A 13,411-nucleotide genomic window follows, 5' to 3' on the forward strand; every position below is an offset into this window, starting at 1 on the left:
GTTGGTGGCTTGATCAGGATGTTCGTTATTGCGTTGCTATGAGGCAACTCAAGCCGGCAGAGGGAGTCGATCATGCTTTATGTAGACGGGTTGATAACAGCGTTACCAGCCGTGAATCAAGAAACCTACCGACGATTGTTGCAAGATGTCGTCCCGCTTATTCGTGCTTATGGAGCAATCAATATTGTCCAATGCAGCGATCAAGAATCCTCTTCCTATTTAGATCTCATCGACGTTCACTGTACCAACAAGGTAGTGGTGTTTTCGTGGATTGTTTGGCCTTCAAAAGAAATGAGAGATAGAGGCATGCAAAGTATGCTTGCAGACCCTCGTTTTGAGAATGTGTTGAACCCTGTCATGTTGGGAGGAGAACGCATCGAATTGGATACCGAGTTATCACTGAATCGTCATTGATGGTGTTAAGTCCACATTTTACCTTAGATAAACTAGCCACTTGACCCACCGCGCACTTTTCTGTGTACACAACCTCTATTTGCTACAAGCCTTTACGTGGCATTTTTGTTCATGTTAAAAACAATCAATCACTTCACACCAACAGGGACGTGGGCATGAGCAAATCGATCATCTCGAAAGTCGAGATTGAAAAAATGGAAGGCACCTGCAAAACACATTTCTTAAATTCAAACGCTATTCGCACCAACAAATCTCTTGGGGATGTGGTTGGGCTAACGGGTTTTGGGTTTCATATTGTCGAGATTGAACCTGGCTATGAATCGACGGAATACCATGTGCATTACTTTGAAGATGAATGTGTATACGTGCTTGAAGGCAATGCAGAGGTCACGATAGGTGAAGACACTTTCAGTGTTGGAGAAGGCGATTTTATTGGCTATCCCGCGAATGGTTTACCACACACCATGATAAATACCGGGTCCGAGATCTTACGCTGTATTGTTGTTGGTCAGCGACTTGCGCATGATGAGGCTGATTACCCTCGCCTAAACAAGCGGATATTTCGCAACCAAGATCGACCTTGGCAGGTGATAGACATTGAAAATATCGATTTTCCTGGCGGAAATAGAGAAAAGAAATGAGGGTGAAAGATAATGTCAAAGGCATCGCACTGGTGACCGGCGCGAGTCGTGGAATTGGGGCCGCAACCGCCATGCGTTTAGGGGCTGATGGCTATAAGGTCTGTGTTAACTATGTATCCAATGCGGCAGCGGCAGAATCTGTAGCCCGTAGCATCGTTGATGCTGGTGGAGAGGCATTCTGTGTGCAGGCTGATGTATCGAAAGAAGCGGATGTACGCGTCCTTTTTGGTGCTATTGATAACATGGCATATCCGCTGAAGGTGCTTGTGAATAATGCGGGTGTGCTGTTTACCCAGAGTAAGTTGGTAGACATGACGGCAGAGCGTATAGAGAAAGTGCTCGCCGCAAATGTGACAGGCAGTCTGCTGTGTGCTCGCGAAGCGGTAAAGCGCATGTCGACAGAATATAGCGGGCTGGGTGGCGTCATTGTTAATGTATCCTCGGCAGCATCACGAACGGGTTCGCCTAACGAATATATCGATTATGCGGCGAGCAAAGGGGCGGTGGATGCATTCACGGTTGGCTTGTCAAAAGAAGTCGCGGCTGAGGGTATTCGCGTAAATGGTGTGCGTCCCGGCCTAATTTATACCGAGATTCATGCTGATGGTGGTGAACCGAATCGGGTCGACCGTTTGGCGTCTCGCATTCCTATGCAACGTGGCGGAACCCGTGACGAAGTCGCCGCTGCTATTTGCTTTTTACTTTCTGATGAGGCCTCGTTTATCACAGGATCTATCATCGATGTCACGGGCGGTCTCTGATCTTTTCTGATTCCATCCGCGTGCAGTCAGTTGGCTTAAGGTCGACGAAGCGAAGCTGGAGAGTAAAGCGCTGGTGATTTACCCCAAAGGGACCAGCGCTGAATGCTATAGGTTGGCTATGGCCTATTTAGGTTAGCCTTCTGGGTCGGTTTTCGTTTGTAGTTCGAGCAACAAATCATCGTCGGCAATTTCAACGGATCTTTGATTCAAAATTCGCTCGCAGAACAATGTCATAAAGTCTTCTCGAATAAGCTGTTCAAGTTCTGTCGCACGTTCTGTTGGGCAGAAAAGTCGAACATGTACTTGTTGGTCACCCAGGCTGGTTGTTGTCACATGAATGTGTGGATCTGCGCCCGGTAGATCGACACCCGCATGACGCTCAATCACATGGTTATAGCGTGTGGCAACTTCATAAAAATCTTCACAGTGATCATCAATGCGCGCCAGTAAGCTAGGTATCAGTGGGAAGAGGTTAGCCGTTTCTTTAATCGTGATGCTGAACTCATGGTAAACATAACGTTTCATGAAGTTGAGGTTTTTTACGGGTGTCGTAAAGAACAAGCTGTTGGGGAAAGTGACCGTTTTCCCTGTGTAGTTATACGTTCCGTGGTGAAGGTCAATCTCTTGGATTTTTGTCGCCATCAAATTGTGCTCAATGACTTCACCACATTGCGAACCGACCTCTATCCATTCCCCAATTTGAAATGAACGTGAACTTGCGCGTTGTATCGAGCCCGTAAAACAAAGAATGATTTCTTTTGACGCTACAACCACAGCAACCGCGATTGCTGTTAAGGAGAGAGCGAATTCGTTGATTTCTGACCGCCATAAAATAAACATCACGATCAGTAAGGTGGTGAACGTGCCATTTTTTGTTCGTGAGATCCATTTGCGTTGATCTTCGCTGAGGAAGTTTGTTTCGCCCCAGATGAAGCGGATCAAAATGCGTCTAATTATCCAAATTACGGTAATGACGATGAGCGTGAAGAGAAATTTATGCTCGGTAAAGAAGGCGATGGCTTGTCCTAGGTATTCCACAACTCATTCCCAATGTTGAAGACGTTACAATAAGTATACCCAAACAACCTCAAGTTGAACGCAATGAGAGGCTCTGAATCCTGCATCTTGAGGTTACTTGGGAATATAGCGTCTCACAGTAATGGGTATGGTTGGTCTTATCAAGGCTCGCTGGGCGCTGTTTTAAACTTGGGGTTTAAAATCGTAATCCTTATCAATATATACACGGTGTCATGTTCACCTCGGCGATGGTTCTCATTGTCGAATGCCTTGGTTTTCTCTTTTCATCTTTTCGGCGATATTTTCTTCAACGGATCTTCCTCAACGCCTCTTTTTAGTGCGTGAAGATCGCGTCATCAAACTCGATAAGTTGCCACTGTTGTGTACGTATTTTGGTGACTTTTGACCTGAAAAATAGGCAATAGATGAATGTGTTAAGCAAGGCTTACATAAACTCCTTTGCAATAAGTCCCGAATTATTTTGTGTGAATTCTTAATAATATATTGAAAAACATAAAGATTAAGAAATCGTGAAGCATTAGTGAAAAACAATGTCTCTTTTATGGGTCATTAGCATTAAAAAAGAACCATTTTCGCTCGATCAACAACCCTCGCTAGACCATGATTAATTGATAGTGATTCATGTGGTTCATAAGTGGGAAAGGGGCTGTGATGAAAAGGAAGTGGAAAATCATTTCGGGTCTTATCCCCACCGTTTTACTCTCGACAGCGGCGAGTGGTGCCGTTGTTGAGTCGGTAAGTGATGTGAGTGTGTTGTCTGGAGAGGTGCCAGTCGCTGCTGCCCGTTTTAGCAGCCAGCAAAGCCTAACGGGGATTTATCCTAAAGAGACAATCACGTTACCGAATGGGAAAGTAAAAGTTCGTCACCAGCAATACTATCAAGGCATTCCCGTCAGAAAGGGACGTGTAGTAACGACGAACGAGAGCGGCAGCCACAAACAAGCGCGAGGCAATCGAGTGGTTGGTTTAAGCGCAGAATTGCCTTCTGTCACACCTTCTATGAGTCATCAACGCGCGCTTCAGCAGCTAAAAAACCAATATCTTCTCGGTGTGCCTGCAGCCACCATAGTTGAACCAGAAAATGAAGAGAGTGAACTCTTTGTGTGGCTTGATGATGGCGTTCCCAGATTGGTATACGAAGTCAGTTTCTTTATCCCTTCCAGTAAACCCTCTCGGCCCCACGCCTACATTGATGCCAAATCCGGTGAGATTTTAAAAATGTGGGAAGGTCTCGCACATGTTGAGGCGAAAGGGCAAGGACCTGGAGGCAATGAGAAAACGGGACAATATTACTTCGGCACCGACTACGACGGATTTGCTATCACCAAACTGGGCACGACATGTACTCTGGAAAACAGCAAAGTCAAAACCGTTAACTTGAACCATGGCAGTTCCGGATCAACAGCATTCTCTTATACCTGCAATGATGACAATAACATCAACACTGTTAAATCAATCAATGGCGCGTATTCTCCAATGAATGACGCGCATTACTTTGGTGGGCTGGTGTTCGAGATGTTTAATGATTGGCTGGGGTTATCGCCCTTAACAGGCCAATTAGTCATGCGAGTTCACTATGGCAACAACTACGAGAACGCATTTTGGAATGGCTCGTCCATGACATTTGGCGATGGCTACTCACGTTTTTACCCGCTCGTTGATATCAATGTGTCTGCACATGAAGTCAGCCACGGTTTTACCGATCAAAACTCTGATCTTATCTACAGCAACATGTCCGGGGGCATTAACGAAGCCTTTTCCGATATCGCGGGTGAAGCTGCTGAATACTATTGGAAAGGTTCTGTTGATTGGAAAGTTGGTGCTGTTATTTATAAGGGCTTCGGAGCATTGCGTTACTTTGAAACACCGTCAGATGATGGTCGCTCAATCAACCATGCGAATCAGTATTACGATGGCATGGACGTGCACTATTCGAGCGGCGTGTTTAACCGTGCTTTCTATTTGCTGGCAAACACCGACGGGTGGGACATAAAAACGGCCTTCACGGCATTCGCGATGGCAAACAAAATCTATTGGGAAGCGGATTCGACCTTTGATGAAGGGGCGTGTGGTGTCGTGAATGCTGCCAATGATCTGGACTACAACACCACGGATGTCGTTAATGCCTTCAATGCAGTTGGTGTGTTCGCGTGTCTAGCGACCACGTCGCTTGAAGACGAGGTGCCAGTATCAAATCTGAGCGGTGGTGCGGGCGAAGAAAGTTACTTCACGTTTTCTTTGCCGTTGAATACAGAATCTACCAGTGTGACGCTAAGTGGTGGCACGGGTAACGCCGACCTCTACGTAAAATATAACGCCTTACCGACGGAATCAGACTACGATTGCGTGTCGAAGACGTCAGACAACAACGAATACTGTGACGTTTCTTTCCAAGGTAGCGGTGAATACAATGCGCTCGTCGTCGGACAAACCGCCTACAGTGGCGCGAGTATCGTCATGGATACGACGGAATTGCCACCTCAGGAGTTAGTGATCGGTTCTTCAGTAACGAACTTATCAGGTGCGAGAAGCGATACCCTTTTCTATCGTTTCGTGATTCCAGAAGATGGCAGTAATCTACGGGTAAGAATTTCAGGGGGCTCAGGGGATGCTGACTTATACCTCAACAAAGGAAGTTCGCCCTCGCAATCCGATTATGACTGTCGCCCTTATTACTACGGCAACAATGAATCTTGTGCGGCATCGGGTGTGGCGGGTGATGAGTTCTATGTCATGCTGCATGGTTATTCTGCTTACTCAGGTGTGACGCTGTCACTTTCGGTAGATACACCTACCCAGCCACCCGAGGAGCGCGCTGATCCGATTGATCCGTCGTTACCTGTCTCGAATATCGAAGGGCAGGAAGGCGATGCAATTTACTATTCTTTCACTGTAGGTTCTGCGGGCATTCTTTCTGCGAACGCTGGTGCTGGTTCTAAAGATGCGCCGAGCGCATCAACGTATTCTGGCGGTGGGGTAACCATTACCATGTCAGGAGGGTTGGGTGATGCAAACCTCTACGTGCGAGGTGGTTCGGCCCCGACGACTTCTGCATATGATTGCCGCTCGACGTCAACGTCTAACCAAGAAAGCTGCTCCTTGACCAACATGTCTTCAGGTACCTATTACGTGATGATTTATGGGGCGACGGCGTTTGAAGGTGCAACACTCTCTATGGCCGAAAGCTCGTCATCGTCAGCGTCGTCAGATGGGGGCGGCGGCGGTGGACACGCCCTATGGTTGTTGGCCTTCATGCTATTGAGCGGGGCTTTGCGAACGCATCAGAGAAGCTACGACGCGCACTGAGTGTGACCTAGGCACGCTGAATTTACAGTGCAAATTAGTTAACAAATCGATGGGTAACAAAAAAGCACAGTGAGGAAACGCGCTGTGCTTTTTCTTTTATAGCTATCAACGTGCAAGATTCTCGCGAGACAATTGCGCACCGTTATAAGCGTCTTGCTCTTTGAGATAGACCAACAGGTTCTTGGCGGCTTGTTCGGCAGACGCAAATGTTGTGTCGAGCTCTATGTCATAAGTGAGGTGCTGGTGAACGAGGTTGAATTCGCTCTCGGCGAGTCCGATGGCGCGGTCGCCGCGTTGTCTTTCCCGTTCTGATGTTTCACGCAAATCGCACTTAACGCCGACTAAGCAAACACTGAACCCCGAAAGTGCATTCAGCATGTTGAGTTTTTCTGTTGGGAGCGTCCACGCATTGTCGAGGATAAGGAAGCAACCCGCTTTTGCCAACCCACTGGCGGCTTGGTGATAACCTTCTATCAGGGTTGAGTAATTGTAGCCGTCTCGGGTGATGGCTTTACCGTCCATCATTTTCTGCAGATCACTGGGTGGAAGCGCGTAAAGCACGCTATCGATACTGAAATTTAAGTATTGGCGAGGGAGCATTTCAATGAGAGATTTTGCAATGCTGGTTTTACCTGCACTGCCCGTACCATTCAGAACAATCACATTTGGAAACATACACTTCCCCTCCCTCCTAACATTAACCCCTATTAGAATGGGCTTATTGTTTGCTGTATATGCCTTATGTTGCTTAATTAAGGTCAGCTCTCATCAACCATGTACGAATGGTGCAAAAATTTGATGTTGGGATGAGAATACTGATGGTTGTGGTAATCGGCTTTTAAAGGGAAATAAAAAGCCCCGCATATGCAGGGCTTCGTATTGAACTGAAAAACTCGGAACGCGATTTAGCGTTTGAAGGTCACAGCTTCTGTTTTATCGAGGTGCAAAGACGTGGTTGCGGGTTGGGTTTCAGCGATCACTTTACCGTTGCGGATAGAGTAACGAACGGGCACTTGGCGGCGCAGTGCGTCGAAATCGTTCTCTGCGGGTAGAATGAGCACGTTACCTGCTTTGCCTACTTCCACACCGTAGCTGTCAGTGATGTTGAGTGTGCGCGCTGATTTATGGCTAATCAAATCAAGGGATTGGTTAAGTTGCTCGTAACCCATGATCTGACAAACATGCAGGCCCATGTGCAGCACTTGCAGCATGTTTGCCGTGCCGAGTGGATACCAAGGGTCGAACACATCATCATGACCAAAACAGACGTTGATGTCTGACGCCAGCATCTCTTTCACGCGCGTTATGCCACGACGTTTTGGGTAGTCATCGAAGCGGCCTTGAAGGTGGATGTTTACCAGTGGGTTGGCGACAAAGCTGATGCCTGACATACGCAGCAATCTGAACAGACGGGAAGCATAGGCGCCATTGTATGAGTGCATTGCCGTTGTGTGGCTCGCCGTGACTTTGTGCCCCATGTCGAACTTGTGCGCAAGGGCGGCAACGGTTTCGACAAAGCGTGATTGCTCGTCATCAATTTCATCACAATGTACATCGATAAGGCGGTCGTATTTACGCGCCAGTTCGAAGGCGAAATGCAGTGACTCTACACCGTACTCGCGGGTGAATTCGAAGTGTGGAATCGCACCGACAACATCTGCGCCAAGCTTCACCGCTTCTTCCAGCAACTCTTTACCGTTAGGGTAAGACAGAATGCCTTCTTGTGGGAACGCAACGATTTGGATGTCTACCCATTCCTTCATCTCTTCTTTCACTTCAAGCATGGCCTTCAGTGCGATGAGGGTAGGGTCTGAAACATCAACATGCGTGCGAACATGTTGAATGCCGTTTGCTATTTGCCATTTCAGGGTTTGTTTCGCGCGCGTTTTCACATCGTCAATTGACAGCAGTGCCTTGCGTTCAGCCCAGCGCTCAATGCCTTCAAACAAGGTGCCTGAAATGTTCCAGCTTGGTTCGCCCGCCGTTTGGGTCGTATCAAGGTGGATGTGGGGTTCACAAAATGGCGGTAGCGCCATGCCGCCTTCTGCATCAAGCACAGGGGCATTGGTTTGCAGTGTGGCTTCATTGGGTTCGATTGCACGGATCACACCGTCTTCAATCAAAATTTGCGACAGGCTAGTCTGCCCGCGAATGACAACGTTTTTAATTAGCATAGTTGCTGACATGGTTTAACCCTCTTACACGCGAGTTGAAGTGTTTTGTTTGTTCGCGTTTAGCATATCTAAAATCAAGAAACTGATTGCGCCGCCAAGTACTGCATTTAAAGGTACAACACCTGGGAGCAAGTGGCCTGCTGCAATACCAATGGCGACACCGGCAATGGCTGCCCAATTGACGGTTTGAAACTCTGCATTGGCAAAGTCTTTGTAGCGTTCACGGTTCTTGATGAAATCGGCGATGATGATACCACCAATTGGCGGTATCGCAGCTGAAAGGAAGGTCAGCCAGCCCACGAAGTTGTTGTACAACCAAAGCGCACAAAGTGTACCGATAATGCCATTTGCGACCGAAAGGTATTTGCTTGGCAGACCGGTGATGTTGGAAAAGCCAAGACCAGATGCGTAAAGGGCATTGTCGTTTGTCGTCCAAATGTTTAACCCCAGCACGATAACCGCAGGAATCAACAACCCTTGCATCATCATCACTTCCGAAATATCGGCTTGGCCCGTTGCTGCGCCGCCTGCGGCACCGAAGATAAACATCAAGCTGTTACCAATGAAGAAGGCAACCATTGTGACGATCACGGCAGTACGTGGGCTTTTGCCGAAACGAACAAAATCTGCTGTGAGTGTGCCTGCGGAAATAAAGGATCCAACAACAAGTGCGAGTGCCGTGGAGAAGTTAATTGGGTTTTCAGGAGAGAGGGATTGGAGCTGCTCAATACCGCCAACACTGTCGATGGCTTCGAGAACAGAGTAACCACCGAGAAGGGCGATGGCTGGAACAGCGATGGCAGACAGAATCATGAGGGCGGCAATGCCGAAGTAAACCGTGGCGGTCATGGCCAGTCCTGCAACGGCAATGAGGATGTTGGTATCAATCCCCGTTGCTTTTTGAACGGGAAGGGCAAACATGGCGACGCCAACACCGAACCAACCGACTTGTGTACCGCCAAGAATGAGTGAGGGAAGCCAAGAACCTTTTGCACCAAATGAAAAACGCGCGAGAAGATGCGTAGAGAGACCAGATGAAGCGCCGATGTAGCCAAGAATAGAAGTGTAAATACCGAGGAGAAGGTTTCCGAGAAGCACTGCGAGGAAGAAATCGTTAAATGAGAGGCTGGTGCCTAACGTTCCTCCTGTCCACATACTCGCTGAAAAGAAGGTTAAACCTAACATAACCATTGTCAGCGAAAGCACACCCTTGCGTGCTGCCATTGGAACTGGCCCTAAACTGTAGTTATTATCCGTCGCCATTTTCACACCTATATAACAAAATCAAAATCGCACGTGGATCACGATGTGTGGGTAAACGGCGCGGTATCTTATAGTGCAAAATGACGAAGTCAATCTAACTTGTACGGAAAGTTGAGGGATTTTAATTTTACTTTTTTAAGTGTCTGTAATTTATCTCTTTTAATTTTTGTTTGGATCGCGTGTTTGTGATTTTACAACGGATGTAAACCGTTGCTTTTATATGATGAATGTTAATTTCCTCATTTATGACACCAATTGATGTGGAGTGTGCATTCTCAGACAATTTTTCATCCCGCCTTCACCCTAAAAGGGGGGCTTCGTGGCACTTTTGTGCGTGGTGCTTTTTTTGCTGGTTAATATTCCACCTCAGAATTAGGTAAAAGGCGAGTTTTTCACAACTTCGCCTCGTACTGCGTGAAAGTGATTGTTAATGTTGCGGTCATTAGCGTTAGGCGTCAGGTTTTGGTGGGTATTGCTCAAACATGTCGACGATTTGTTCTTGAATAAAAGTGCGTCGGCTCTCCGGCGTCATCGATTCCGTTAGCTTTCTTTTAGACGAGGCTTTCCAAACCACTTCATCGGTTTTCGTGTTGATCATTTCAACGACCAACTGCCCATAAGATCTTTCTTCAAAGCGAACTGGTGTGCTTGCCGCGACGCCCACGTTCCTGAATCCATAACCAAAGCTAAACGAAGAACCATACGCCACGTTTTCTGTTTTCGGCACGATGGCATATTGCACCGTCACATCCGCATTTTCTGGATCGGTTGAAGGGGTTAACCCTTTTGCAACGAGCTCTGTGGAGAGGGCTTTTTGAATGCGGTTGTCGTCTAACGAAATCGTGGATGTTGATGACTGACGAGTAATATCAAACGAAGAAATGGCATCGAAATTAAACTGCGAGCTGTAGTCGGTGTATACACTGCTTGCGCACCCTGTTAGCGCGACTGAGAACAACAAAAGAGTAAGCCTAGACAACATGAGAGATTCCTTTAGGCCAAGGGGATGCCCGAGATGAAATGAATAAGACCCAAATGTCATGGTGACACATGCGGAACGTTTGGGTACGCGTTTGTGGGTTAATGATGCAACAATAAACTACGTAGATATAGACCACAAAGATATAGACCACTGAAGTATGCACAAAGTTGCCAAGAACTGAAAAATGACATCGAGATAAATGAAGGGTCAGTGAGCAATATGCTGCGTGATACGCAACGCTTCAACCGTCATCGGGTGTGTTGGGGCAAGTTGAAACATTTCCTTTGCCCATTTGGAGGCATCTGCGGTGTTGTTCAACGCTAAGGCTGCTTGTACTGCACCAAAGTGAATCCATGCGCGTGGCGCAAATGGATAATATTGAAAGTTTTCTGAAGACATGATGTCTTTAAGCAAGGCATATCCACGGGAAGATTGATGAAAGTAATCGGGCATGTTGATGAACGTCATCGCGGCCAATGACTGAATGTAAAAACCTTCATTTAATCCGTAGTAAGGTGTGGAATAGCTTCTTTCCGAGAGTTGTGACAATGCTTTATTGAGGCTATCAATCCCTTGTTGTGTGTAATCGGTTCGATACCAAGGAATCCATGTGTCTCTTGCTTTTATCGCCAATGCACTGCCGTAGTATGCGGTAAGTAGTGGGTCATCTGGGTATTGATGTAATAAGCTTTCAACAGCTTTAAGCACTTGCTCACTCGCTTTTCGATTACCGTCTACAGCCACCATGTAAGTGTCTTGCAGGGACTCTGCGAGCGGGTCAGCGTTTACTTTGGTGAATTGCAACGAATAGCCAATGATGCCAATACACAAAACGCTGGCGAGCAATGAGTAGAGTGATCGAGAAGCGTAAATCATAGGATTTCCTTCTTTTAATCTCATTGGTGAATTCAATGGCGCTACTCTACTGTGCTTTGCGAATTTGGGTAGGCCAGTGCGATAAAAAGTGAATAATCGAGATAAAGAATCAGACACATTGAGTGAATTGTTTATTGGCGCCGATGAGGCTGATTCTTACGTTACATTTGCTTAAATAAGCTTTGCGCATTTCGGCTGACAGGGAGCCGTGTTGAACCAGAAGTAGTTTCAACAAACATCTTACCGGTGATGTCTCTTGATACTCTGGCAATGATAGCGACACGCACAATGGCAGAGCGATGGATTTGCCAGAAAGTGTCATGACACAAACGTTGGTATAGAACACGCAGCGGTGTACGGATAAGGTATTCCGCATCTGCTGTCACCACCGTGACGTATTTATCTTCTGCTTTGAACAACTGAACATCGTCAACGTGAATCAAGTGTATGTCGTCACCTTTCGCCGCCTTTAACCATAGAAGGGGGGGCGCTTTATTGTCATGGGTGCTTTCTAAAAGCTTGAGTAGTTCGTCTCGTTGATCATGCTCTTTATGCTGACTGACTAATCGCTCGCAGGTTTTCTGAAGCCGCCCCTCATCAATGGGTTTGACGAGGTAGTCAATGGCGCCTTTCTCAAAGGCTTCAATGGCGTAGTTATCGTAGGCCGTAACAAAAACGACGTGGGGAAACGTCCCCAACTCTTTCATCGCGCCAGCAACTGCCAAACCATCGAGACCTGGCATACGAATATCGAGAAATACCACATCAGGCTGTAGCTCTTTGATTTTCTCCACAGCCTGAAGGCCATCGCTAACGCTTGCAACGACCTCGATATCACTCGTGACTTCGCCAAGAAGTTTACTGAGATGATGACGAAGTAGGGGTTCATCGTCTGCTATTAAAGCGCGCATACCAAAGATATCCTTGTTGTAAAACCGCCATCCTTGTGCGGAATGAGTTCAAGCTTTCCGTTTTGTCCGTAGAGCGCAGCGAGTCTTTCTCGAACGTTCTTCATGCTGAGGCCGTGGCCTTTTGAGGCGTCGTTAAATCCAAGACCGTTATCTGTCACTTCAATGATGAGCTGTGGGCCTTCCTGTTTAAAGTGCAACCGAATAAAGCCGCCTTTGACGGAAGGCTCTATGCCATGTACTACTGCATTTTCCACGGCGGGTTGAATCAGAAACGGCGGGAATTTCGTTTGAGCAGCAATATTTTCATCAATCACGATTTCGTATGACATGCGTTCGGATAGACGTATTTGCTGAATGGATAAATAGCTATCCAGTAATTTAACTTCATCTCCGATAAAAATGGCATCTTGTCGCTGTTGTTTGAGACTGGCTCGTAATAAATCGGTGATCTTCTCAAGGAGCTTTTTCGCTTTGCTCGCATCACTGTCAATGAGTACTTGTATATTTGCGAGGGTATTAAATAAAAAATGGGGTTCCATTTGGCCTTGCAGGTTTCTGAGTTGGCTATTAATTAATGCCTTTTCTTGTTCAGCTTGTCGAAGTTGGATGTCTTTCAGCTCAGATTCTGCGCGCCCAGCTCGCTCTCTGGCAAAGAAGAAAAATAGCATGAAGAGCGCGATACACGCCGTGGCAAGTAAAACAGGAAACAAGAGCTCCCACTTCCATACTCCCCGTCGAATATATATCCAAACCAACATGTTGGCAGCGCCAAAGACCAAGCCAAACGCGATAGTCGCCCCTATCTTTTTATTGTCTGACCAGTGAGGGAATGCATTCGAAAAAGAGGTGTTAAAGAAGACAAAGGTTGCGCCATATCCAAACGAAATAGTGAGGTGAAAAAACAATGCACCTTCAAAGATGTACTGTGTGCATAAAGCAATAATAATGCAGACAATAGACGTTAGAATAAGCTGTGATTGATCGACATATCTTCGGAAATTCAACATTTTAAGCTACCTGAAAACGTAGCAGTGATAATAGATTT

Annotated in this window: 12 protein-coding genes; 4 read left to right on the forward strand and 8 right to left on the reverse strand. The window is 46.8% G+C overall.

Annotation, left to right across the window (positions count from 1 at the left end; all coding sequences use genetic code 11):
• The first annotated feature begins 72 nt into the window (after positions 1-72).
• The 3 genes from BCT27_RS00535 (at position 73) to BCT27_RS00545 (ending at position 1,816) form a co-directional block, all read left to right on the forward strand.
• Positions 73-414, forward strand: a complete 342-nt coding sequence (locus BCT27_RS00535) for a DUF1428 domain-containing protein (RefSeq protein WP_102394728.1) — start codon at positions 73-75, stop codon at positions 412-414.
• Positions 415-569: 155 nt separating this feature from the next.
• Positions 570-1,055 (forward strand): cupin domain-containing protein, encoded by a 486-nt coding sequence (locus BCT27_RS00540; protein ID WP_102394729.1) that lies wholly within the window; start codon positions 570-572, stop codon positions 1,053-1,055.
• Complete coding sequence (locus BCT27_RS00545; RefSeq protein WP_102394730.1) at positions 1,052-1,816, forward strand: SDR family oxidoreductase; 765 nt, start codon at positions 1,052-1,054, stop codon at positions 1,814-1,816. The genes BCT27_RS00540 and BCT27_RS00545 overlap by 4 nt, the downstream gene beginning before the upstream one ends.
• Positions 1,817-1,948: 132 nt before the next feature.
• Here BCT27_RS00545 and BCT27_RS00550 read toward each other — a convergent pair whose 3' ends face one another.
• Positions 1,949-2,854 carry a mechanosensitive ion channel family protein gene (locus BCT27_RS00550; protein ID WP_102316083.1) on the reverse strand — a complete coding sequence of 302 codons (906 nt, stop codon included), beginning with the start codon at positions 2,852-2,854 and terminating at the stop codon, positions 1,949-1,951.
• Between the two features lie 651 nt (positions 2,855-3,505).
• On the opposite strand from BCT27_RS00550, the gene BCT27_RS00555 reads away from it, so the two are divergent.
• Positions 3,506-6,160: a M4 family metallopeptidase gene (locus BCT27_RS00555; RefSeq protein WP_157939220.1), complete on the forward strand. Its 2,655-nt coding sequence runs from the start codon at positions 3,506-3,508 to the stop codon at positions 6,158-6,160.
• A 105-nt stretch (positions 6,161-6,265) separates the two neighbouring features.
• Here BCT27_RS00555 and BCT27_RS00560 read toward each other — a convergent pair whose 3' ends face one another.
• From BCT27_RS00560 to BCT27_RS00590, 7 genes are all read right to left on the reverse strand, one after another.
• Positions 6,266-6,835, reverse strand: coding sequence for a chloramphenicol phosphotransferase CPT family protein (locus tag BCT27_RS00560; RefSeq protein ID WP_102316085.1), 570 nt, complete (start codon positions 6,833-6,835; stop codon positions 6,266-6,268).
• 230 nt (positions 6,836-7,065) lie between these two features.
• The gene (locus BCT27_RS00565; protein WP_102394732.1) at positions 7,066-8,346 is read right to left on the reverse strand and encodes a cytosine deaminase; all 1,281 of its coding nucleotides are present in this window, start codon (positions 8,344-8,346) and stop codon (positions 7,066-7,068) included.
• Positions 8,347-8,358: 12 nt separating this feature from the next.
• Positions 8,359-9,597: a cytosine permease gene (gene codB / locus BCT27_RS00570; RefSeq protein ID WP_102394733.1), complete on the reverse strand. Its 1,239-nt coding sequence runs from the start codon at positions 9,595-9,597 to the stop codon at positions 8,359-8,361.
• A 448-nt stretch (positions 9,598-10,045) separates the two neighbouring features.
• Positions 10,046-10,579, reverse strand: a complete 534-nt coding sequence (locus tag BCT27_RS00575) for a DUF4136 domain-containing protein (protein WP_102392403.1) — start codon at positions 10,577-10,579, stop codon at positions 10,046-10,048.
• Between the two features lie 207 nt (positions 10,580-10,786).
• Entirely contained in the window at positions 10,787-11,455 is a 669-nt protein-coding gene (locus BCT27_RS00580; RefSeq protein WP_102316089.1) for a hypothetical protein, read from the reverse strand.
• 161 nt (positions 11,456-11,616) lie between these two features.
• Entirely contained in the window at positions 11,617-12,366 is a 750-nt protein-coding gene (locus BCT27_RS00585; protein ID WP_102394734.1) for a LytR/AlgR family response regulator transcription factor, read from the reverse strand.
• Complete coding sequence (locus tag BCT27_RS00590; RefSeq protein ID WP_102394735.1) at positions 12,354-13,373, reverse strand: sensor histidine kinase; 1,020 nt, start codon at positions 13,371-13,373, stop codon at positions 12,354-12,356. Before BCT27_RS00590 ends, BCT27_RS00585 begins: the two co-directional genes overlap by 13 nt.
• Positions 13,374-13,411 lie beyond the last annotated feature (38 nt).

This window comes from Enterovibrio norvegicus, from assembly GCF_002876705.1.
In the GTDB taxonomy this organism is placed as follows: Bacteria; Pseudomonadota; Gammaproteobacteria; order Enterobacterales; family Vibrionaceae; genus Enterovibrio; species Enterovibrio norvegicus_B.